Origin of the sequence: Sphaerisporangium sp. NPDC051011, assembly GCF_040653595.1 — a bacterium.
Classification (GTDB): domain Bacteria; phylum Actinomycetota; class Actinomycetes; order Streptosporangiales; family Streptosporangiaceae; genus Sphaerisporangium.
Genome location: NZ_JBFAGG010000005.1, coordinates 450,705 through 472,121 on the forward strand (window position 1 = coordinate 450,705; position 21,417 = coordinate 472,121).

Consider the following 21,417-nt stretch of genomic DNA (forward strand, 5'->3'; position numbering starts at 1 on the left):
GATGCGTTCATGTGCGCAGCAGCACGCTCGATCCGCACGCCACACCGCCGCGGACGGACACGCACCGCCGGCCATCCCAACTCCATGGCAGACCCTCCGCGGTTCCGCCATGGTGAGGCACAGCGCCCCCACGGCGCCACAACCCTTCGGAGGCCCACGTGAAAAACCTCGTCGCCCGGCTCTGGCGCGCCCTGGCAGGCCAACTCCAATGGCGGATCCTCTGGCTCCGCCACGCAAAGTTCATGGTCGGCGTCACCGCCGTAGTCAGAAACGACCACGGCCAAGTGCTGCTGCTCAAACACCGGCTATGGCCGGAGGGACGCCAGTGGGGATGCCCCACCGGCTACGCCAACAAGGGCGAAACCTTCCAAGCCACGATCGCCCGGGAACTACGCGAGGAGACCGGCCTGACCGTCGAAGTGGGGCCGCTGGTGAACCTCGTCAGCGGCTACAACCTGCGCGTCGAGGTGGCCTACGAGTGCAAAGCCGAAGGCGGCACCCTCCACCTCGACCCTCTGGAGATCCTGGAGGCGAGATGGTTCACACCGTACGACCTGCCGGACGGGCTGCAAGAGTCGCACCGGCTGCTCATCCTCGGCCAGCACGCTTAGGCTGCCTGGCACCCAACGAGCACCTCGACGGCGACCAGGCCGCGGTACGCGAGCACCTGGCCGGCTGCCGCGCCACCGCAGGCCTGGACCGCGCCCACCCGGATCTGACGTTCTCCCTGCTGCCGTGGGCTCTCGACGTCTGGGAAGACGCAGGCGAAGTGTTCTACGCCGGCGCAGCGGCCCTGGCCGCCCGGTACGAGCACCTCGGCCTGACCCAGCTGCTGCCCACCGACCGAGTCTGGGTCGGGGTCCGCTCCAACATCGAGGACGCGTTCGGCGGATTCCACCACCCAGACCAGGGATACCGGCACCTGCAGATGGGCGCCATCATCACCAGGTACGGCCCCCTCGACGGCTCCACGCCGTCCCCGCTCGCGGCGTTGGACCTGCTGCGCGCGTACGCCCACGACTGCCTGCACTACGGCTCCTACCGGCGGTACAGCATCCACGTCGGCCAGGTTGTCCGCACCCACTACGGCATCAACGTCCGCAGCGTGGACGGCACCACCTACTCGCCGCCGGATCCCGCCGGCGCCACGACGACCCGCAACCTCGGCGTCCTCATGGAAGGGGCTACCGACCGCGAAGCCCGCGCTCTGACCCGCTCCGCCGCCGCCCACGCCGACATCATCGGCGCCGAGCACGGCCCCGACTGGTACGGCTTCGGTGACGTCACCGGCCGGCTCACCACCGCCGACACCGCGGCGCTCGGTGACCCCGCCCACCGGGCGGCCATCACCTCCTCTGGAGAGGTCGACGGCTACCTGCGCCGCTTGGGCTCCTACCAGACCGGGGTGAACGCCCGCTATGAGACTTTCCTCGCCGAGCTAGGCGGCGGCGAACGCGAAGCCCTGCACGAGGAGATTCTCCGAGCGATGATCAGCGGCTCCATGGGTGGCCTGTGCGCCTGGCTCGACCAGCGGCACGGACCCGGCACGTTCGCCCGGTTGTTCCGCTCACCGGCCTATCTCGGCCCCGAACCTGGCTGCTGAGCGTTCTCAAACCTGCCCGCGTGCTGGACAATGGGCGGGCGATGCTCCCCTCCCCGCCCAAGCTCCCTGTAGACGTCCTGCGCCTGAAGAACGGCGACGTCTTCCTCTTGCCTGCCCTCTGGCCGGTACGGCTCACACCAGAGGAGCGGGTCCAACTGTTGAGCCGGAGATCGGGTGGGTCGGCCAGGTCATGTGGAACGGCCATGCGGGCGTCTCCGCTGGGTCAGGTGAATGTCGGTCGCCCGTTCTTGCCCGAAGTGCCGCAATGCTTTCACGAACGGGCCGGTGCGCCACTGCTTCGATACGCTCAGGTGGCGGTCGTCTCGGCGATCGTGCCACAGTGGGCGGTCGACAGCGCGATCGCGTCCGCGCCATCCTGTTCACTCACACCGACCACTCCGCCTACAGCCCTGGCTGAGCATCGCCTGTCGTATCCGAGGTCGTGTCGGTCGCGACTTCTTTCTCAGGGCTGAGCGACCGCCGACCGTGAACAGGGTGGTGCCCGATGCAGTGCCCTCGCCTCCTGTCGGACGACATGGCGCGCTCGCTCTCGTTCAATGCTCTCGGGCACCTCCGTGCGGCGCGGATCGCTCGGCACGCGGAGCTGTCCGTACCGGCCGGGGCGTTGCGTGATCTGCTGAAGCGGCGAGGGTTCCCGGTCCACGAGGCGCTCGTCGAGTTGGAGGGACGTGCGGGCGGCGCCGCGTTCCCCGGGGGTCGGCTGCTCGGGGTCGCGTGCTTCCTGCGGGCGTGCCCGTCTCTGCGGACCGCAGATCTGCCCGCGGCCGAGCACGGTACGGCGTTTCCCGTCTACGGCCTTGCGGAGCACCTGACCGAATGGGAGTCGCCGTTCGGCGTCATGGCCGCGTCGGACGGCATTTCGCTGTTCGACGCGCCGTTCGGCCCGGCCCCGGCGTTCTCGTCGCTGGAGCAGTTCCTGGAGGTGCTGGCGTTCGCCCCGTTGTCCGGGCGAGTCCATAGTTTGAGGGTCAACGCCCTGTGCGGCGAGACCCTGGCCGGTCTGCTGGAAGCTTTTCCGCACCCGGCGGTCATGGGCGAGCACACATCCGGGTGGATCGGCGAGGGTGTGTGGGTCAAAGAACTGCGGATCGCGCCGCCGGACGGTCGCGCCTGGTCGAGCCATCGAGGCACGTTCGTGTGCACCGAGCGTACGGATCTCGTTGTCGACGTCATCGAACTGCTCCTCGCGCAGGGTTACTCGCTCGGCTACCGAGGGCCCGCGTTCGAGCCCCCGCCGGGCGAGCCGCTCGCCTTCTCGTTCGTCGACGAGCATCCGGAGGTGGGGTATCGCGCTCGGATGCGGGTGAACGTGTGGGGCCGGCGAAACGAGTACCGCATCTCCACACAGATCGAACCGACGACGACGCCGCACCCACCTTCTGCGTGATCGAGCACGATCCCGGGTCTAGCCGGAGGTAGGGGATCCCGCAGAGGTGTTCCCGCCGCCCTCGCTCGCTCTCACGGAGCGCGCCGCGTCGACCCTCACCGCCCGGGGACCGGTTCGGGGCGGTGAACGACGCGCGCACGACGCTGCTGCGGGGACTCGGCGCTCTCGGCGGCTTCGCGCTGGGGTGGTGACGCCGCGCCAGGTCCGCGCCAACCGGGAAGGGCGGTTCATCGACCTGTTCAGCAAGTCCGTCGAGTGGTTGGCCCAGGACGGCTGTCTGGCGTCGCGCGTGTCGGACGCGGACCGAATGGCCTGGGGCGGATCGACGACGGCGCGCGTGGTCCCGGGCGAGGATCGCGCGCTCGTCTTCGCACGGCCGGCCGCGTCAAGGGCTCTCCGCGAGACTCCGGACGCAGGCTTCGAGGGCTCCGAGGAGTGCCTCTTGCTGTGCGAGGGTCAGGCCCGCGCACATCTTCTCCTGCACCCTGCGGATCGCCACGCTGGCCGCGCGCAGGTGGTCGCGGCCGGTCTCCGTCAGCTCGGTGGGCAGTTCCCGGCCGCGCGGCGAGGCGGCGGGCCTCGTGACCAGGCCACGGTCCTCTAGACCGCGCAGGACGACGTTCATCGACTGACGGGTCACGAAGGCGCCCCGGGCGAGCTCGGCGTTCGACAGTCCCGGGCGTTGCCCCAGCAGTTCCAGGCACGCGTACTGCGGCACGGTCAGGCCCAGCGGACGCAGCCCCACGTCCATGGCGTTGCGCAGCGCCACCGCAGCCTGCTTGAGGACGTAGCCGACCGCGTTCTCCACCGGGCCGAGCATTTCAGCTTGACGCATGTCAGCATCCTGACACATAGTTGCCTATGTCAGGACTTTGACATATCACTCAGGACTTCAGGAGAGAACCATGACGGTCACCGGACCCGACTTCATCGCCCTGCAGGTGCGCGATTTTGGCCGCGCCGCCGCCTTCTACGAAGACCGGCTCGGCCTGCGCCGCGCCCCCGTGAGCCCTCCCCACGCGATCGTGTTCGCCACCACCCCCGTCCCGTTCGCGGTGCGTGAGCCGTTGCCAGGGGTCGACCTGGACGCGGTGGACCGCCCGGGTCTCGGCGTGGCGCTGTGGCTGCACGCCTCGGACGCGCAGGACCTGCACGACGCGCTCAGTTCGGCGGGCGTCCCGATCGTGACGCCGCCCTTCGACGGCCCGTTCGGGCGGACGTTCACCTTCACCGACCCGGACGGATACGCCGTCACCGTCCACGACAAGCAGTAACCTCGGCCGGAGTTCGGCCCGGCCGCGGACGCGCGACCGTCTCTCCCGCTGCCGCCTGCTTACCGGAACGTTCGGGACGTCTCAGCCTTCCCGTCCTTCCTGGAGAGCCTTGCCGGAGAGTTCGGGCTTCCGGGGAGGTTCAGCCGGCCTTGCGGTCCATCGGGGTGGTCAGGCGGGCCACGGCCGCGACCACCTCGGACGGGTTCGTCAGGTCTTGGAGGACGATGTCCGCACCGGCGTCGCGGAGCTCGCTCGCGGTCGAGCGGCCGGAGGCTACGGCGATCATGGACGCGCCGGCGATGCGGGCCGTCTGGACGTCTCTGGTCGAGTCGCCGATGAGGACGGTGTTGGAGCCGTCGCAGGTGAAGCCGTACATCTGCTTTACCCGGCCCTGCGCGACCTGCAGCAGGGTGGCCTTGGGGTAGACCTCCTCGCCATAGCCGCCGACCTCGAAGTCGACGAACGCGTCCAGGCCGAAGGCCCTCAGCTTGTGGATGGCGTTGCTCTTGATCGTGCCGGTGAGGACGGACTGGACGACGCCCTCCAGCCGGGACACGGCCTTGAGCGCCTCCTTGGCGCCCGGCATGGCGCGGCCGTCCTTGTCCAGGCGCCTGCGCCGGCCCGAGAACGCGCCCGCGAGCGCGTCGATGAACTTCGGCAGATGCTCGTCGCTCGTGACGATGCCGTTGATCGCGAGGGTCTCGAAGATGATCTCGGAGTCGGGGCGGCCCATCGCGGGCGCCAGCTTCACCAACGGGCGCCCGGTGACCTGCCGGAACGCGTCCGCGTAGGCCTCACGGGTGACGATGGCCACGTCGACCAGCGTGAGGTCGACATTCCAGAGCACGAGACGGTTAATGGGGGGCCTCCGAACGCGCAAATGGTGTCCGCCCAGACTACGACGCCCCAACCCCTCCCCGCCGCACCCGATACCGAACTCGTCGTGCCCCTGAGTCGGCCCGCACAGACCCGCGCACCCCCGACGGTACCGAGCCCTCTTCGCACACCGGTCGCCTCCGGTGGGCCGGTCACCGGCCGGCGAAGCCGAAGAACGCCACAGCGAAGCAGGCCAGGGCCGAGGCGGCCACCAATGCCAGCGCCCCGCACTTACCAGCCTTGGCCTTGGGGAAAGACCGGTCAGCTCGTGTAGTCGAGGACGTGGCTGAGGGACTCGACGATGGGGAAGCCGGAAGCGGCCAGGTCGGCGCGGCTGGTCATGCCGCCGGTGTAGAGCACCGCGGTGGCGCCGACGTGCTGGGCGGCGTGGGCGTCGTCCAGGCTGTCGCCGACCACAAGGATGTTCTCGGGGTCCACGCGCAGGGCCGCGATGTGCGCCACCATGTGCTCGGCCTTGCCGCCGCCGGGGGACGTGGCCGCGCTCAGGCCGTCGATGCGGGCGAAGAACGCGTCGATGCCGAGCTCGGCGGCCTTGGCCACCAGCCGGTCGTGCGCCCACATGGACAGCAGCGACTGCGTGCGGCCGGAGTCGTTCCACGCGCGCAGACAGCCCATGGCGTCCTCGGCGAGGGCGCAGGTGAGCATCAGGCGGTGGTAGTGGTCGTGAAAGGCGGCGTCGAGCCGCTCCCACTCGCCCTCGTCGAGCGGGCGGCCGAGCATGCGCTCGTAGGCGACCCAGATCGGGCGGGTGTACGCGGCGCGGAAACCGTCGGCGTCGAACGCGGCCAGGCCGTACGGCCTGAACACTTCGTTGGTGGCTCCGACGACGGCGTCGATGTCGTGGAAGAGCGTGCCGTTCCAGTCCCAGATGATGTGCTTCATATCAGGGTCAAGGATAACCAGCCGCTCAGAGCCGTTCCTCAGGTTTTCCTGCTCGCAACGCCGTCGCCGCCCGCGGGTCCCGCCGACCTCAAGGCCCGGTCACCGCCGCGTCTGTGCCTATGGCCGCGCCTCCGGCACGGCGGTTCGAGGCGCCCCGGAGGCGGCGTTCTTCCGTCGTCACTCGAACGGGGTCAGGTGAGCAGGTCGGGGATCTCCTGGGTGGCGTACCAGAGCAGTTCGTGGGCCTCGGCGCCGTCGACGTCGAACTGGGCGTCTTCGTCGCCGTTGTCGGCGGCGAAGACGGCCGACAGGGCGGCTTCGATGTCGGGGGCGGCCTGGGGATCGTCGACGTGGACGGCCGCGACCTTGCCGAGCGGGACGGAGGCGGGGACGCGCACGCGCGAGCGCTCTTCCAGATCGACGCCGGCGGTCACCGAGCCCTCCGGCACCTCGGCGGCGATCACCACGCGCCGGGCCGGGACGTCCACGCCGTCGGCGCGGTCGGCGGCGAGCATGCGTAGGGACGCCCGGGCGGCGTCGGTGAGGGCAACGTATTCGAGTTCCTCGGTGTCGCCGGAGACGTACCACTCGACCAGGGCGGGGGTCACCGCGTAGCCGGTCAGCGGAGGGGGGCCGACCTCCCCGTCCGCGGCCACCCGCGCGAGCGCGGGCAACGTGCACGGCAAGTAAACGCGCATGCGTTCCTCAATCACGATATTTGCGAGTTTGCGAGTTTTGCGATCTTACGAGGTGTCGTGCCGCATCCCGGGTCGTGCGGGACTCGGGTGCGTGGCGTTCCACGATGCCGGCATCCGCCCCGGCGAGAACGCCGCCGATCACCAATGACCGATCACCTACGAGTGTGCCAGCGGATCACGACTGCACCGACCGATCAGGCCCCCGCCGAACGACACCGGCCACTCCCCACCACCCACAACCACTCCAACCGACACAACCCCAACGGCCCAATAGCCCAGCAAACCCAATAGCCCCAGCAAACCCAGCAGCCCCTGAAACCCAACGCGGCCCGGAAAGCCCGACACGGCCCGGCAAACCCAACGCGACGCGGGAAGCGCGACCGGGCTGGCAGCCACTGCGGGCTCGGGGGCCCCTGCCGGATTCGCCGCGTCCGCCGACTCGGCCGGGGTCAGCGCGCCGCCCGGGCCGGCACCGGCTGAGGAAGCCTGCGCGGCGCCAGCCGGACGCGTCTGCTGGACTCGCGGTCTGGCGGAGTGGTGCGGGGGTGGTGTTCGTCAGTCGAGTCTGAGTTTCAGGCGGCAGAGGGTTTCCAGGGACGTGATCGTGGCGTCGGGGTCGCTGTGGTGTAAGCCGATCATGCCGATGGCTTGGGCGGCGATGATGTTGGCCTCGATGTCGTCGATGAAGACGCATTGCTCCGGGGAGAGGCCCACCAGGCCGAGGGCGTGGTGGAATATGCGCGCCTCGGGTTTGCGCATGCCGACCTCGCCCGAGATGACGACCGCGTCGAAGCAGGCGTCCCACCCGTCCCTGAGGTAGTGGTCGCCCCAGGAGTTGGACACCAGGCAGGTGGCGATCCCCGAGGCCCGGGCCACGCGCAGCATCTCGTACATCGGCTCGACCGGCCGGAAGCCCGCGAACATCCGCGTGAGCAGCCCCTCGGCGACCGGCGGCCCGCCGTCGAGCGTGAGCAGCCGCGCGGCGAGGTCGCGCTCGAACGCTGCCGCGTCGATCTCGCCCCGCTCCAGCGCGTGGATGGGATTCTCGCCGTCGGCCCCGCCCTCGTATGCGTGGGCGATGAGGTCGCGCATCAGGTCGCGGTAATGCGCCGCATCGATGCCGTCGGCGGTGAGCCATTCGGTGATCGCTTCGTGCAGGCTCGTGGTGAGAACCCCATACCAGTCGATCAGCACACCCTTCAGCACATCTGCTCCCTATGTCTGCTCGGCCTTTCAGAGTAAGCCGAACCGTGTCGCTAGTGCTTGCCCAGCCCCACTGGAAGCGTTCCCTCGGGGGTCAGCGCGCCGCTCAGGGCCTTGGCAGCGGCCCTCAGCGAGGCGTCGCCGTCCGAGTAGACCGCGAGCGCCGCGTCGTAGCCGCGTAACCGCCCCAGCTCGTACGGCGCGCCCATGGACACCACGACGACCTTCGTGCCGGTGTCCACCATCGCGGCGAGCAGTTTGGTCTGGGCGGGGCCGGCGTCCTCGGTGGTGACGATCACGGTGTCGGCCTTGGCGGCGGCCGACCGGGCGCGCGCGATCTCGGACGCCGTGGGGGTGTCGCCCGTGGGCGCGGCCGACGCGTCGTCCAGCATGCCCGCCAGGCGCCTGCCCGCCGGGCCCGTGACCAGCACGTCGCCCGTCACCGGGAGCGCGTCGGCGCCCTTGACCGGCGTCACCGACCGGTCGGCGATGTCCTGGACGGTCTGACGGTGCTCCTTGGAGCGCAGGACACCGGCGGCCTCGTCCGCGTCCGCCGCCGGGGCGGTCAGGATGCCGCGCGACTCCTTCAGCGCCAGAAGGCGGGTGACCGACCGGTCGAGCCGGTCGGCCGAGATGCGACCGGACTTCACCGCCGCCAGCACGGCTCCGTACGCCGCGAGAAAGTCCGGGGGCATGAGCAACAGGTCCACCCCCGCGAGGATCGCCCGCACGGCGACCTCGGCGTCGCCGTACTTCTCGCGGACGCCTGCCATGTCGAGCGCGTCGGTGCAGACCACGCCGTCGTAGCCGATCTCGTCGCGGAGCAGGCCGGTGAGGATGGGCTTGGACAGCGTGGCCGGATCACCCGAGGGGTCGAGGTCCGGCATCACGACATGGGCGGTCATGACGATGTCGACGCCGCGCCGCGCGGCCTCCTCGAACGGGGGCGCGTCCAGCTTCTTCCACTGCGACCGCGAGTGGTGGATCACCGGCAGGCCGGTGTGGCTGTCGGCCTTGGTGTCGCCGTGCCCGGGGAAGTGCTTGGCGGCCGCGCCGACCCCGGCGTCGTGGAAACCCTGCACGGCGGCGCCGACCATTTCGGCCACCCGCCCGGGATCGGAGCCGTACGACCGCGCGCCGATCACCGGGTTCGCGGGGTTGACGTTGACATCGGCGACCGGCGCGAAGTCCAGGTTGACGCCGACCGCGCGCAGCTCTTCACCGGTCACCCGGGCGGCGGCGCGCGCGGCGTCCGGGTCGCGGGTCGCGCCGATGGCCATGCTGCCCGGCACGTCGGTGACCAGGGGGCTCAGCCGCGAGACGACGCCGTTCTCCTGGTCGGCGCCGATGATCAGCGGGATCTTCGACGCCTTCTGCAGGCCGTTGGTGAGCCGGACGAGTTGCGGGACGTCTTCGATGTTGCCCGCCCACGGGAAGAGGATCACGCCGCCGGGGCGGTATTTCGCGACGACCTCGGCCGGGCTGCCGACGCCGAACCGGGCCTTGTTCTCGGCCTGGGCGCCGTTCACCCGCGAGCCGTACAGAACGGGCATGAACAACTGGCCGACCTTGTCCTCGACGCTCATCGCGGCCAGCGCCGAGGACACGGCGGGGCTCGGGGCGGCGCTCGACGCCGGAGGCGCGCTCGGGGACGGGCTCGCGGGCGGAGCCCCGGCGGGCGACGAGGGAGGGGCGGTGGTGGGGCGCGGCGAGGACGCCTGCGGGTCGGCGGCGCCGCACGCGGCCGTCACCATCGCGATCACCAGGAGCGCAACCAGGCGCAGAGGTCCAGCCATGCGGTCAACCGTATCCGGGCCTTGACCGAACCGCTCCCGGCATTTGACCTACCGCCGCACATACCTCCGCGTATCGAGAGTTCGCCCATTGCGAACACATGAGCGAATGCAGCGCCCTGGAATCGCCGTCGGCGTCGCGGCGCCTCAGCTCGCGGCGCCTCAGCCTCACTCGCCGGCCCGGCCTGGCAGCCCGAGCCTCCTCCACACCTCGGACGCGCCCCCAGGGGCGGCCGGCCGAGCAAAGCCGGACGCCACGCGAGCCGTCCCGCACCGAGCCCGCGCGGCGTCAGACGGACAACTGGGCCAGGCCGGGCAGGTGGGCGCGGGCGGCGGCGCGGGCGGCCTCGGCGGTGCGGGCGGCGCGGGCGGCCTCGGCGGCGGACCGGCACTGGGCGAGGGTGTGGCGGGCGAGCGCCGCACGGGCCCACGGCAGGGCGGGCGCCCCCATCGAGAGCGACGACACCCCGAGCCCGGCGAGCACGCACGCCAGCGCCGGGTCCGACCCCGCCTCCCCGCACACGCCGCACGGCACCCCCGCCGAGGCCGCCATCGCGACGAGGTCGAGCAGGACGGGCCGCCACGGGTCCTGGAACCGCGTGAGCGCCCCGACCTGCCGGTCGGCGGCCAGGGTGTACTGGGCGAGGTCGTTGGTGCCGACCGAGAAGAAGTCCACGACCGAGGCCAGCTCGGCGGCCCGCAGCGCCGCGGACGGGATCTCGATCATGACCCCCGCGGACGTGAGCCCGGCCTCCTCGCAGGCCCCGGCGAACCAGGCGGCCTCCTCGGCGTCCGCGACCATGGGCGCCATGACGTGCAGCCGCGCCGAGGTGCCCTCGGCGGCCCGTGCCAGGGCGCGCAACTGGCCCATCATGACGTCGGGATAGGCCCGCAGGATGCGCAGCCCGCGCTCACCGAGGGCCGGGTTGGGCTCGTGCCCAGGAGCCGGCAGGAAGCCCAGCGGCTTGTCGGACCCCGCGTCGAGGACCCGCACGGTCACCGTCCCGCCCGGGAACGCCGTCAGAACCTCCCGGTACGCGGCCATCTGCTCCTCTTCCGACGGCGCGTCCTCACGGTCCAGGAACAGGAACTCGGTGCGGTAGAGCCCGACGCCCTCGGCGCCGTACCGCAGCGCGGCCCGCAGGTCGCGGGGTCCGCCGATGTTGGCCAGCAGGGCCACGGGGTGCCCGTCCGAGGTCGCCCCGGGCCCGCCGGAGGAGGCGGCGAGGACGGCCTCGCGCTCCTTGGCCACCAGGAGCGTCGCCGCGACCTCCTCCTCAGAGGGGACGAGGCCGACCGTCCCGGTGGTGCCGTCGACCAGGACGGGCGTGCCGTGGACGATCGAGGTCGCGCCCGCGCAGGCGACCACGGCGGGCACGCCCATGGCGCGGGCGAGGATCGCGGTGTGGCTGGTGGGGCCGCCCGCCTCGGTCACGAACGCGGCGACGATCTCGGGGGACAGCAGGGCGGTGTCGGCGGGTGCGAGGTCGCGGGCGACCAGCACGTACGGCTCCGACGGGTCGCCGGAGGGCAGGCCGGGCATCGGCAGGCCGGTCAGCTCGGCGATCACGCGGTCGCGGATGTCGTCCAGGTCCGCGACCCGCCCGCCCAAATAGCCGCCGATCTCGGAGAGGGCGTCCCGATACCGCATGAAAGCCTCGTACACGGCCCGCTCGGCGGCCGTCCCCGCGTCGATCAGCGCGGCCACGTCGGCGGAGAGCGCGGGATCCCGGGCGATCATGGCCTGCGCCGCGAGCACGTCCCGCACCTCGCCGCCCACGGCCTCGCCTCTGGCCTCCAGCTCGGCCGCCACCCGCTCGACGGCGGTCTCGGCCCGCGCCGTCTCGCCCACCGGGTCGTCGTTGTGCCGCGCCCCCGCGGCGGGCTCGGGCACGGCGCCGCCCATGACGTACGCGGGCCCGTACCCGGCGCCGGGGCTGACCCCCGCCCCCGTCAGCCTCTCCATCACTCTGACCGCACTTTCCGCGCTTCTCACAGAATCAGAACGCCGTCGCCGCGACGGTCGCGGCACACAGTCTCGGACATGGCCGCAGGACCGGAAATGCGGGGTGTCAGGGAACCGACACGATCGCGACCAGCTCGTCCAGGAGCCGGTCGGCGCCCTCGCCCTCGGCGTGGATCACGATCGCCTCCCCGTGCCGGACGTCGAGGGCCAGGATGGACAGGATGCTCTTGGCGCTCACCGGCGAGCCGCCCGGTTTGGCGACGGTGACGTCGATGGTGGCCTTGGCGGCGGTCTGCACGAACGTCGCGGCGGGGCGGGCGTGCAACCCTACCTGCGACTCCACGATGACCTTGCGCTCGGGCACGGTTCCTCCTTGGCGGGGCGGTCCAGACCACCCGTTCGGGATTCAGGGTACGAAAGCGGGTTATACCGGGAAATCGCCGTACAGCGGTAGCGGCCAGTCGACCCCCGCCAGGTCGGACACCACGAGATCGGCCGCGGACAACTCGCTCACGTGGTGCGTCGTGGCGACCCCGACACAGGTCATACCCGCCGCCTTGGCCGCGGCGATCCCCGCCAGCGAATCCTCGAAGGCCACACACTCCCCGGGACGGACGCCCGCCGCGCGGGCGCCCATGAGAAAACAGGACGGATCAGGCTTCCCGACCATGACGTCCTCGGCGGAGACGATGGTCCGGACCACGTCGCTCACCCCGACCAGTTCCAGGCAGCTCTCGGCCCACCACCGCCGCGCCGAGGTGACGAGCACCACGGGAAGGCCGTGGCCGTCGATGCGCCGGATCAGGTCGGCGGCGCCGGGCACGGGGGCGATCTCGGGAAGGCCCGGCCGGTCCAGGTAGGTGAACAGTTCGGCGAGCAGGTCCTCGGCGCGCCTGCCAGGGAAGAGCCCGGCCTTCTCGGCGAGGACGTCGGGCCCCCTGCGGCCCATGAACTGCCTGAGCAGGGTCTCGTCGTGGTCGACCCCATGGTTGGTCAGCAGAAGGCCCCACAGCACCAGGCTCCGGCGCTCACTGTCGATCAAGGTGCCGTCCAGGTCGAACAACGCGGCCTTCGCTCCCACGCGCCCGTCACTCCCCTTTGGTCGAGGTTTCACCGCTTCACTGTGAGCCAATCCAACATGCCTGGGTTACGCGAGATCTCCCCAGCCCCAGAGGAACACCGCTCCAGGGCCTCAGCTCCACAGGAAGAGCCGGTCGCCCGCCCGGACGGCCCCAGAAGAGGCGGCGAGCACGCTCACCGTGCCCGGCCGCGCGTCGAGGGCGACCACCGGGCACATCGGGGACCTGCCGCCCGCCTCGACCAGGGCGGGGTTCCAGGCGACGACCGGCCACCCGGCGCGCACCCGCTCCCCCTCGGCCGCCAGGACGCGGAACCCCTCGCCCCGCAGCTCCACCGTGTCGATGCCCAGGTGCACCAGCACCGCCCGGCCGTCGTCGCCCACGATCACATAGGCGTGCGGGTGGAGCTTGACGATCGTGCCGTCGATCGGGGCGACCGCCGTGCCCGGCTCCCTGGCCGGGTCGATGGCGGTGCCGTGCCCGACCAGGCCTTGGGAGAACACCGGATCGGGCACGGCTGCCAGCCCCACGACACGGCCCGCCACAGGAGCGAGAACAGTGGTCATGGCAGGCTCACCTTCCGGCGTCCCGGCGGTGGGGTTCAGGCGATTCCAGGCGGTCCGGGCGGCCTCGGGCGAGAGGCCGCCCCGGGCGACTCTCAGGTGATGAGGTCGTCGATGTCCGAGGCGATGGTGTCCGCGTCGGGACCCACCACCACCTGGACGACGTTGCCCGCCGCCATCACTCCGTGGACGCCCGCGGCCCGCAGGGCGGCGTGGTCGACCTTGGAGGCGTCGCGAACCTCGGTGCGCAGGCGCGTGATGCAGGGTTCGATGTCGATGATGTTGTCGGCTCCCCCGAGCCCGGCGATGATCGCGCGCGCGTCTGCCGCCATTTCGGACCTCCTCGATACGCCCGGGGCAACGCTAGTGACGCTAATCGGTCTGCGTCACCTTGTTGAGGCCCCGCGGGGAGTCCGGGTCGATGCCGCGGCGGCGCGCGAGCGCCTCGGTCACGAGCTGACCGGGGATGATCAACCCCATCGGGGCCACCCACTCGGGCAGCTCGGGCCCGTTGAGCGCCGCGGTGGAGGCGGCGGCGAGCTCGTCCCCGCCGCCGACGCCGAACGCGGACGCCCCGGCGCCGGTCACCCGCCGCGCGAGCGCGACCGTGCCCTGCAGCGTCGGCCCCTCGCCGGCGGCGACCAGCAGGGCGGGCGTGCGCTCGTCCACGACGGCGATCGGCCCGTGCAGCAGGTCGGCGTACGACAGGCCCATGGCGTGCAGGTAGCAGGCCTCCTTGAGCTTCAGGGCGGTCTCCAGCGCGGTCGAGAAGGCCATGCCCCGGCCGGAGACGACGACGCCGGACACCTCGGCCAGCCCGTCCACGACGGCGTCCAGGTCGCCGGGCTCGGCGATGAGCCGCTCGACCGCGTCCGGCACGCGCTGGAGGTCGTCGGCGTTCACGTCCGCGTCGAGCCCGAGCGCCAGGACGGCGAGGGCGGCGAGCTGGGTGGTGTAGGTCTTGGTGGCGGGAACGGCCTTCTCCTCGCCGGCCAGGGTGCACAGCGCGAGGTCGGCGGCCTGGGCCAGCGGGGACTCCTCTCCGCCGTTGGTGATCGCCACCGTGGCGGCGCCGCAGTCCTTGGCCCAGGCGAGCGTGTCGACGATCTCCTCGGTCTTGCCCGACTGGGACAGGGCGACCGCGAGCACGCCGCTCAGGTCGAGCTTGCGCTTGTAGGTGGTCGCGATGGAGGGGGCGGCCAGTGAGGACATCCGGCCCGCGTGGGCCTCGATCAGGTAGCGGCCGTACACGGCCGCGTTGTCGGAGGTGCCCCGGGCGATGAAGACGAGCTGCCGCGTCCCGCCCGCGAGGCCCTTCACCTCGTCGACCCTGGGAAGCAGGGCGTCGAGGGTGGCTCGCAGGGCGGCCGGCTGCTCGGCTATCTCGCTGCGCATGTTGGTCGTCATCCGTGCCCCGTCCTTCAGCTTCGGAGGCGAGATCGGGCCGTTATCGATCCGTCGCCGGTCCGTACGTTGACACTTATTTCTGGCTTGTGGTCTAGTCCGGACTAGACCAGTACAAACTTTAACGTATGCCGACGTTGAGATCGAGAGGAGAGGATAGTGGCGCAGATCGACCCTGACAGCCCCGTGCCGAAGTACTTCCAGCTTCGCGAGATCCTCCTCGACCTCATCGAGAGCAACGAGCTTTCCATCGGGGCGGCGATCCCCTCCGAGCGGGAGCTGTGCCAGCGCTTCGGCCTGTCGCGCATGACTGTACGCCAGGCGGTCGACCACCTCGTCTCCGAGGGGCGGCTTCACCGCGTCGCGGGCAAGGGCACGTTCGTGGCCCGGCCCAAGATCGAGATGGCGCTGCGGCTCACGTCCTTCAGCGACGACATGCGGGCCCGGGGCATGGAGCCCGGCTCGCGCGACCTCGACCGCCGCGTGGTCCGGGCCAGCGCCCACCTCGCGCGCGAGCTCGGCATCCCGCCGGGCGAGGCGGTCCACTTCATCGAGCGCCTGCGGACGGCCGACGGGGAGCCGCTCTGCATCGAACGGGCGCACATTCCTGTATCTTTCGCGCCCGATCTGGCATCGTTCGACCTGTCCGGCCGGTCCCTCTACGCGCTGCTGGAGACGCGCCACGGGGTCGTGCTGGACGCCGGAGAACTGACCATCGACGGGGGCATCGCCGATCCGGGCGACGCCGACCTGCTCAAACTGCCCCGCGGCGGGGCCGTGCTGCTGCTCCAGCGGCGGTCGTTCTCGGGCGGCGTCTGCGTCGAGTTCGGGGTGTCGACCTATCGCGCCGACCGGTACCAGCTCCGCACGGTGCTGGAGATCCCGACGCGGCGTAGCTGAATCCTCCCTTCCCATCCCTGGAGGAAAGCCGATGAGCTCCGCCTCGGCCGATGCGGGCCTCCCCGCGCCCCCGCGCCCCAGATCCGGCGTGATGGCGATCCTGTCGCGGATCGGCCGCTCGCTGATGCTGCCGATCGCCGCCCTCCCCGCGGCGGGCCTGCTCTTCCGGCTCGGCCAGGACGACCTGCTCGGACGCACCCAGAACGCCGCGCTGGACAAGATCGCCGAGGTGGTGGGCGGCGCGGGCGAGGCGCTCTTCGACAACCTCCCCCTGCTCTTCGCGATCGGCGTGGCCGTCGGGTACGCGCGCCGCTCCGACGGGTCGACCGCCCTGGCCGCGCTGGTCGGCTATCTCGTGTTCGACCGGGTGTCCAAGCTGCTGTTCTTCGACGCCTCCGGCTCCGCCGTGCACACCCGCGTCGCCCACACGGTCATCGGCGCGGACGGCAGGGCGTCTCAGGTGCTCGACCTCGGGCCGGGCAACCCGACCGGCGTGCTCGGCGGCATCGTGATCGGCCTGGTCGCCGCCGCCCTCTACCAGCGCTACTACCGCATCAAGCTGCCCACCTGGCTGGCGTTCTTCGGCGGGCGCAGGTTCGTCCCGATCGTCACGGCGTTCGCCGCGCTGATCCTCGGCGTGGTGTTCGGCGTGCTCTGGCAACCGGTCGGCGAGTGGCTGACCGGGTTCGGACGCTGGCTCGCGGAGCACTCCACCGTCGGCGCGGGCATCTACGGCGCCGCCAACCGGCTGCTCATCCCGCTCGGCCTGCACCACTTCCTCAACTCGATCGTGTGGTTCCAGGTGCCCGACTGCATGGTCGGGGGCCGGCACTTCGCGGGCGACCTCACCTGCTACCTGCAGGGTGATCCGGGGTCGGGCGAGTTCATGGCCGGGTTCTTCCCCGTCATCATGTTCGGCCTGCCCGCCGCCGCCCTCGCCATCTGGCGCGCCGCCCCGCCCCTCCGCCGCCGCGCCGTGGGCGGCATCATGATCTCGGCGGCGCTCGTGTCGTTCGTGACCGGCATCACCGAGCCGATCGAGTTCGCGTTCATCTTCGTCGCGCCGCTGCTCTTCGTCATCCACGCCCTGCTCACCGGCCTGTCGATGGCCCTGGTGGCGGCCATGGGCGGGCATCTCGGGTTCACCTTCTCGGCCGGGGCCATCGACGCGGCGCTCAACGCCACCAAGTCCAACACCGACAAGTTCTGGCAGATCATGGTGCTCGGCCTGATCTACGCGGTCGTGTACTACGCGGTGTTCAGCTTCCTGATCAAACGGCTGGACATCCTCACCCCCGGGCGCGAGCCTGAGCCGGACCCGGACTCCGGCGAGCCCGCCGCGCCACCGGGCGTCCGAAGCCCCTGACGTGGCCGGACCCGGCCGGCGCGGTATGGCGTGGCCGGGACCCGATCGGCGCGGTGCGGTGTGGCCGGTCCGTGACAACGCGCATCAGCCCGCCCGGGTGGGTGCTCCTTAGTGTCGTCCCGATTCGCCGACGACACCGGAGTGCCCGCGATGTCCCGTCTCTCCAGCCCGATCACCCTGCCCGCGCTGCGTACCGTCCCGCCGGCCGATCCGCCGTACGACGAGGAGCGCCGCCCCGGCTCGCCGGCGGCGGCTCCCCGTCCGGCGCAGAGCTCGCCGTCCGCCGCCCGCAGCGCGCCGCCACGCGAAGCGACCCGCCCCCTCACGCTCACCGCCCGCGCCGGCCTGGCCACCCGCGGCGGCGCCTCACCCGACGAGCGCGGGCTGCGCGGCCTCGGGCAGGCCATCGCCGAGGTGCTGGCGGGACGGCGCCCGCCGGGCGGCGTGGCCGAGCGCCTGACCGACCGGGCGTACGCCGAGCTGGTGCGCGCCGGGCGCATGATCGACGGCAGGCGGCCGCCCGTGGCCGCCGCCCCGCACGTCCACCTGCCGTGCGAGGGCGTGGTCGAGGCGTGCATGCTCGTCCGCTGCGGCGAGCGAAGTCGCGTGCTGGCGCTGCGGGTGGAACGCCGGGGCGTCCAGTGGTTGTGCACGGACTTCGAGACGGCGTGAACCCCAAGCCCAAACGCCCCGAACAGGGCGTTCGCCACCTTGTGGACCCCGGCTCTGTGAGGGCGTGACCGACCACACGACGGCCCCGTGACCTGTGCGGGTCACGGGGCCGGGCGATCGTGGCCCCTCGGCCGCCGGACGGCCGAGGAGCGGGACGGATCAGGCGCCGGCGTGCTTGGGGTCGCCGTGGCAGCGCTTGTACTTCTTGCCCGAGCCACAGGGGCACGGCGCGTTGCGCTCGACGTTGCCGTACGCCGCGCGCTCCTCGGCGGTGGTGTGCACCCGGGTCTGCTCGACCTCGCCGCTCTCGCCCGGCGCGCTGTAGATCATCTCGGTGGGACGCTGCGGGCGGCGCAACGCCTTGGAGATGATCGCCTCGGTCTCGCTGACCCCGGCGTCCTGCGGCACCTCTTCGACGATCGGGTTGTCCTGCACCTCGACCTCGAGGTTGAACAAGTAACCGACCGACTCCTCCTTGATGCCGTCGAGCATCGCCGAGAACATGTCGAAGCCCTCGCGCTGGTACTCGATCAGCGGGTCGCGCTGGGCGTAGGCCCGCAGGGCGATGCCCTCCTGCAGGTAGTCCATCTCGTACAGGTGCTCGCGCCACTTGCGGTCCAGCACCGAGAGGATGACCCGGCGCTCCAGCTCGCGCATGGTGTCGGAGCCGAGCGTCTCCTCGCGCTTGGCGTACGCGGCGAGGGCGTCGGCCTTGACCCACTCGGTGATGACCTGCGGCGTGAGGCTCTCGCGCTCGCCGCCGGCCTGGCTCTCGACGAGCTCCTCCGCCGTGCCCGTGATCGGGTAGAGCTGCTGGAACGCCTTCCACAGCTTGTCCAGATCCCACTCTTCGGCGAAGCCCTCGGAGGTGGCCGCCTGGACGTACCCCTCGACGACGTCGGTGACGAAGGTACGGACCTGCTCGTGCAGGTCGGCGCCCTCCAGCACGCGGTGGCGCTCGGCGTAGATCACCTTGCGCTGGCGGTTCATGACCTCGTCGTACTTGAGGACGTTCTTGCGGATCTCGAAGTTCTGCTGCTCGACCTGGTGCTGCGCCGAGGCGATGGCCTTGGAGACGATGCCGGACTCGATCGGCACGTCCTCGGGGATGTTCAGCCGATTCATGATCATCTCGACGCGCGCGGCGTTGAACAGCCGCATCAGGTCGTCCTCGAGGGACAGGTAGAAGCGGGACTCGCCCGGGTCGCCCTGACGGCCGGAACGACCGCGGAGCTGGTTGTCGATGCGGCGGGACTCGTGGCGCTCAGTGCCGAGGACGTACAGGCCGCCGAGCTCGGTGACCTCGTCGTGCTCGGCCTTGACGGCCTCCTTGGCCTTCTCGAGAGCCTCGGGCCAGGCCTTCTCGTACTCGTCCGGCGTCTCCGACGGGGACAGGCCGCGCTGCTGCAGCTCCAGGTCGGCGCGGAACTCGGAGTTTCCGCCGAGCATGATGTCGGTGCCTCGACCGGCCATGTTCGTCGCGACCGTGACGGCGTTCTTGCGGCCCGCCTCGGCGATGATCGCGGCCTCACGGGCGTGGTTCTTCGCGTTCAGGACCTCGTGCTGGACACCGGCGCGCTTGAGCATCTTGGAGAGCTTCTCGGACTTCTCGACCGAGGTGGTGCCGACCAGGACGGGCTGGCCCTTCTCGTAGCGCTCCTTGATGTCGGCCACGCAGGCCGCGAACTTGGCGTCCTCGCTCTTGTACACGACGTCGGCCTGGTCGCGGCGGACCATCGGCCGGTTCGTCGGGATCGGGATGACGCCGAGCTTGTAGGTCTGGTGGAACTCGTTCGCCTCGGTGGCCGCCGTACCGGTCATGCCGGCGAGCTTGGTGTAGAGGCGGAAGTAGTTCTGCAGGGTGATCGTGGCGAGGGTCTGGTTCTCGTCCTTGATCTTCACGGACTCCTTGGCCTCGATGGCCTGGTGCATGCCCTCGTTGTAGCGGCGGCCGTGGAGCACGCGGCCCGTGAACTCGTCGACGATCAGGACCTCGCCGTCGACGACGATGTAGTCCTTGTCCTTCTTGTAGAGCTCTTTGGCCTTGATGGCGTTGTTGAGGAAGCCGACGAGGTGGGTGTGCTCGGGCTTGTACAGGTTGTCGATGCCGAGCCAGTCCTCGACCCTCTCGACACCGGCCTCGAGGACGCCGACCGTGCGCTTCTTCTCGTCGACGATGTAGTCGCCGGTGCTCTCTTCGCCTTCCTTGCCCTCGACGCCGCGGCGGAGGCGGGGGACGATCTTGGCGAACTCCTGGTACCACTTGCCGGACTGCTCGCCGGGGCCGGAGATGATGAGCGGCGTACGGGCCTCGTCGATCAGGATCGAGTCGACCTCGTCGACGATGCCGAAGTTGTGGCCGCGCTGCACGCACTCTTCGAGCGACCACGCCATGTTGTCGCGCAGGTAGTCGAAGCCGAACTCGTTGTTCGTGCCGTAGGTGATGTCCGCGTTGTACTGGCGGCGGCGCTCGTCTGACGGCATGTTCGCCAGGATGACGCCGACCTCCAGACCCAGAAAGCGGTGGATGCGGCCCATCGTCTCGGCGTCGCGCTTGGCGAGGTAGTCGTTGACGGTGATGACGTGGACGCCCTTGCCGGAGATCGCGTTGAGGTACGCCGGCAGCGTACAGGTCAGGGTCTTGCCCTCACCGGTGCGCATCTCGGAGATGTTGCCGAGGTGCAGGGAGGCGCCGCCCATGATCTGGACGTCGAAGTGGCGCTGGCCGAGGACGCGGCTGGCCGCCTCGCGGACGGTCGCGAAGGCCTCGGGAAGCAGATCGTCGAGGGACTCGCCGTCCACATGACGCTGCTTGTACTCGTCGGTCAGCGCCCTCAGCTCTGCGTCGCTCAAACTCTTGAAGTCGGCCTCGATGGAGTTGACCTGCTCGGAGATCCGCTTCAGCTTGCGCAGAACCTTGCCCTCACCGGCGCGAAGGATCTTGTCGAAAATGGCTGGCACTTTTGTAAAGCTCCTCGCAGGTCTGTACCGCGGCCCGGCGGCCGGGACATGAGGACGTAACAGAGTTCCCCGTAACCATGGTAGGCGGTTTCACCACCGCGCACAGCCACCGTCAATGACGCTGTCGGGCTCGCCAGAGTTCCCGGCTTCCCCCACGCCGGACCGTTTACACGGGTTACACCGGTACGGCCTGCGGCGACCGGTGGTGACGTTGTATATCGTGCGACGGTAAGGGGAGGGAATCTTTGCCACGCGGCGCCCCCTCCCGACGTCACGCGAGTCTGAACGAGATCTAGGAGTCAGGATGGCCGAGAGCGCACCGGCGCCGGCACACGGCGGGCAGTCCCACGCGGGGCGTCCGACTTCATGGCTGGCCGTCACCGTGATCCTTCTGGGGTTCACCATCGGCGGGGTGGCCCTGTGCCTCGGCCCGAACTGGTTCCTGTTCTGGCTCGGCGGCGGCATCATCGTGGTCGGCGGCATCCTCGCCCTCATCTTCGACATCTTCTCGGACGTCATCGAGGACGCCCCCCGCGAGATCGCCGTCCAGGAGCACCACTCGCCCTTCGAACGGCACAGTGCCTAGGGCGCTCTCTCCGTTCGCAAAGGGCTTGGGCGCACTTTAGGCGGCGTTCTTCCACCGTCAAACGCAAGGGCTCGTTCCTCACCCTTGCGTTTGACGGCTCCAGAACACCGCCGCGCCCAAGCCCGCTGGGGCCGGGACCGCTTCCGCTCCATCACCCTTCGC

Annotated in this window: 21 protein-coding genes; 8 read left to right on the forward strand and 13 right to left on the reverse strand. The window is 70.7% G+C overall.

Features of this window, described 5'->3' with window-relative positions; translation table 11 throughout:
• Positions 1 to 158 precede the first annotated feature (158 nt).
• From AB0H21_RS14795 to AB0H21_RS14805, 3 genes are all read left to right on the forward strand, one after another.
• Positions 159 to 611, forward strand: a complete 453-nt coding sequence (locus tag AB0H21_RS14795) for an NUDIX domain-containing protein (RefSeq protein WP_358516420.1) — start codon at positions 159 to 161, stop codon at positions 609 to 611.
• A gap of 158 nt (positions 612 to 769) precedes the next feature.
• Positions 770 to 1,603, forward strand: coding sequence for a hypothetical protein (locus tag AB0H21_RS14800; protein ID WP_358516422.1), 834 nt, complete (start codon positions 770 to 772; stop codon positions 1,601 to 1,603).
• 505 nt (positions 1,604 to 2,108) lie between these two features.
• Positions 2,109 to 3,011: a hypothetical protein gene (locus AB0H21_RS14805; RefSeq protein WP_358516424.1), complete on the forward strand. Its 903-nt coding sequence runs from the start codon at positions 2,109 to 2,111 to the stop codon at positions 3,009 to 3,011.
• 385 nt (positions 3,012 to 3,396) lie between these two features.
• Here the strand turns inward: AB0H21_RS14805 and AB0H21_RS14810 are convergent, their stop codons facing one another.
• Positions 3,397 to 3,846 (reverse strand): MarR family transcriptional regulator, encoded by a 450-nt coding sequence (locus AB0H21_RS14810; protein ID WP_358516426.1) that lies wholly within the window; start codon positions 3,844 to 3,846, stop codon positions 3,397 to 3,399.
• A 70-nt stretch (positions 3,847 to 3,916) separates the two neighbouring features.
• Here AB0H21_RS14810 and AB0H21_RS14815 point away from each other — a divergent pair, with 70 nt between their 5' ends.
• Positions 3,917 to 4,285 carry a VOC family protein gene (locus AB0H21_RS14815; RefSeq protein ID WP_358516428.1) on the forward strand — a complete coding sequence of 123 codons (369 nt, stop codon included), beginning with the start codon at positions 3,917 to 3,919 and terminating at the stop codon, positions 4,283 to 4,285.
• A gap of 139 nt (positions 4,286 to 4,424) precedes the next feature.
• Here AB0H21_RS14815 and AB0H21_RS14820 read toward each other — a convergent pair whose 3' ends face one another.
• From AB0H21_RS14820 to AB0H21_RS14870, 11 genes are all read right to left on the reverse strand, one after another.
• Positions 4,425 to 5,132 (reverse strand): haloacid dehalogenase-like hydrolase, encoded by a 708-nt coding sequence (locus tag AB0H21_RS14820; protein WP_358516430.1) that lies wholly within the window; start codon positions 5,130 to 5,132, stop codon positions 4,425 to 4,427.
• Positions 5,133 to 5,422: 290 nt separating this feature from the next.
• The gene (locus AB0H21_RS14825) at positions 5,423 to 6,064 is read right to left on the reverse strand and encodes an HAD family hydrolase (RefSeq protein WP_358516432.1); all 642 of its coding nucleotides are present in this window, start codon (positions 6,062 to 6,064) and stop codon (positions 5,423 to 5,425) included.
• A 191-nt stretch (positions 6,065 to 6,255) separates the two neighbouring features.
• Positions 6,256 to 6,762 (reverse strand): hypothetical protein, encoded by a 507-nt coding sequence (locus AB0H21_RS14830; RefSeq protein ID WP_358516434.1) that lies wholly within the window; start codon positions 6,760 to 6,762, stop codon positions 6,256 to 6,258.
• A gap of 555 nt (positions 6,763 to 7,317) precedes the next feature.
• Entirely contained in the window at positions 7,318 to 7,968 is a 651-nt protein-coding gene (locus tag AB0H21_RS14835) for an HAD family phosphatase (RefSeq protein WP_358516435.1), read from the reverse strand.
• A 50-nt stretch (positions 7,969 to 8,018) separates the two neighbouring features.
• Positions 8,019 to 9,761, reverse strand: a complete 1,743-nt coding sequence (locus AB0H21_RS14840; protein WP_358516437.1) for a glycoside hydrolase family 3 N-terminal domain-containing protein — start codon at positions 9,759 to 9,761, stop codon at positions 8,019 to 8,021.
• 286 nt (positions 9,762 to 10,047) lie between these two features.
• Positions 10,048 to 11,724, reverse strand: a complete 1,677-nt coding sequence (gene ptsP / locus AB0H21_RS14845) for a phosphoenolpyruvate--protein phosphotransferase (protein ID WP_358516438.1) — start codon at positions 11,722 to 11,724, stop codon at positions 10,048 to 10,050.
• 106 nt (positions 11,725 to 11,830) lie between these two features.
• Positions 11,831 to 12,088, reverse strand: coding sequence for an HPr family phosphocarrier protein (locus AB0H21_RS14850; RefSeq protein WP_358516440.1), 258 nt, complete (start codon positions 12,086 to 12,088; stop codon positions 11,831 to 11,833).
• A gap of 60 nt (positions 12,089 to 12,148) precedes the next feature.
• Positions 12,149 to 12,805: an HAD family phosphatase gene (locus AB0H21_RS14855; RefSeq protein WP_358516441.1), complete on the reverse strand. Its 657-nt coding sequence runs from the start codon at positions 12,803 to 12,805 to the stop codon at positions 12,149 to 12,151.
• Between the two features lie 111 nt (positions 12,806 to 12,916).
• Positions 12,917 to 13,369 (reverse strand): PTS glucose transporter subunit IIA, encoded by a 453-nt coding sequence (locus AB0H21_RS14860; protein WP_358516443.1) that lies wholly within the window; start codon positions 13,367 to 13,369, stop codon positions 12,917 to 12,919.
• Positions 13,370 to 13,461: 92 nt separating this feature from the next.
• Complete coding sequence (locus AB0H21_RS14865) at positions 13,462 to 13,698, reverse strand: PTS glucose/sucrose transporter subunit IIB (RefSeq protein WP_358516445.1); 237 nt, start codon at positions 13,696 to 13,698, stop codon at positions 13,462 to 13,464.
• Between the two features lie 40 nt (positions 13,699 to 13,738).
• Positions 13,739 to 14,773 (reverse strand): SIS domain-containing protein, encoded by a 1,035-nt coding sequence (locus AB0H21_RS14870; protein ID WP_358516447.1) that lies wholly within the window; start codon positions 14,771 to 14,773, stop codon positions 13,739 to 13,741.
• Positions 14,774 to 14,929: 156 nt separating this feature from the next.
• Here AB0H21_RS14870 and AB0H21_RS14875 point away from each other — a divergent pair, with 156 nt between their 5' ends.
• From AB0H21_RS14875 to AB0H21_RS14885, 3 genes are all read left to right on the forward strand, one after another.
• On the forward strand, positions 14,930 to 15,670 hold the full coding sequence (locus AB0H21_RS14875) for a GntR family transcriptional regulator (RefSeq protein WP_358516449.1): 741 nt from the start codon (positions 14,930 to 14,932) through the stop codon (positions 15,668 to 15,670).
• 31 nt (positions 15,671 to 15,701) lie between these two features.
• Positions 15,702 to 17,036, forward strand: coding sequence for a PTS transporter subunit EIIC (locus tag AB0H21_RS14880; RefSeq protein ID WP_358516450.1), 1,335 nt, complete (start codon positions 15,702 to 15,704; stop codon positions 17,034 to 17,036).
• Positions 17,037 to 17,147: 111 nt separating this feature from the next.
• Positions 17,148 to 17,708: an Rv3235 family protein gene (locus AB0H21_RS14885; protein WP_358516452.1), complete on the forward strand. Its 561-nt coding sequence runs from the start codon at positions 17,148 to 17,150 to the stop codon at positions 17,706 to 17,708.
• Between the two features lie 159 nt (positions 17,709 to 17,867).
• On the opposite strand, the gene secA is transcribed toward AB0H21_RS14885, so the two are convergent.
• Positions 17,868 to 20,669: a preprotein translocase subunit SecA gene (gene secA, locus AB0H21_RS14890; RefSeq protein ID WP_358516454.1), complete on the reverse strand. Its 2,802-nt coding sequence runs from the start codon at positions 20,667 to 20,669 to the stop codon at positions 17,868 to 17,870.
• Between the two features lie 304 nt (positions 20,670 to 20,973).
• On the opposite strand from secA, the gene AB0H21_RS14895 reads away from it, so the two are divergent.
• Positions 20,974 to 21,255, forward strand: coding sequence for an HGxxPAAW family protein (locus tag AB0H21_RS14895; protein WP_358516456.1), 282 nt, complete (start codon positions 20,974 to 20,976; stop codon positions 21,253 to 21,255).
• Positions 21,256 to 21,417: the final 162 nt, after the last annotated feature.

Coding starts and splice junctions, on each gene's coding strand:
- AB0H21_RS14870 (WP_358516447.1), bottom strand. CDS start 14,773: ATGACGACCAACATGCGCAGCGAGATAGCCGAGCAGCCGGCCGCCCTG.
- ptsP (WP_358516438.1), bottom strand. CDS start 11,724: ATGGAGAGGCTGACGGGGGCGGGGGTCAGCCCCGGCGCCGGGTACGGG.
- AB0H21_RS14895 (WP_358516456.1), top strand. CDS start 20,974: ATGGCCGAGAGCGCACCGGCGCCGGCACACGGCGGGCAGTCCCACGCG.
- AB0H21_RS14865 (WP_358516445.1), bottom strand. CDS start 13,698: ATGGCGGCAGACGCGCGCGCGATCATCGCCGGGCTCGGGGGAGCCGAC.
- AB0H21_RS14840 (WP_358516437.1), bottom strand. CDS start 9,761: ATGGCTGGACCTCTGCGCCTGGTTGCGCTCCTGGTGATCGCGATGGTG.
- AB0H21_RS14830 (WP_358516434.1), bottom strand. CDS start 6,762: ATGCGCGTTTACTTGCCGTGCACGTTGCCCGCGCTCGCGCGGGTGGCC.
- AB0H21_RS14860 (WP_358516443.1), bottom strand. CDS start 13,369: ATGACCACTGTTCTCGCTCCTGTGGCGGGCCGTGTCGTGGGGCTGGCA.
- AB0H21_RS14825 (WP_358516432.1), bottom strand. CDS start 6,064: ATGAAGCACATCATCTGGGACTGGAACGGCACGCTCTTCCACGACATC.
- AB0H21_RS14880 (WP_358516450.1), top strand. CDS start 15,702: ATGAGCTCCGCCTCGGCCGATGCGGGCCTCCCCGCGCCCCCGCGCCCC.
- AB0H21_RS14815 (WP_358516428.1), top strand. CDS start 3,917: ATGACGGTCACCGGACCCGACTTCATCGCCCTGCAGGTGCGCGATTTT.
- AB0H21_RS14805 (WP_358516424.1), top strand. CDS start 2,109: ATGCAGTGCCCTCGCCTCCTGTCGGACGACATGGCGCGCTCGCTCTCG.
- AB0H21_RS14810 (WP_358516426.1), bottom strand. CDS start 3,846: ATGCGTCAAGCTGAAATGCTCGGCCCGGTGGAGAACGCGGTCGGCTAC.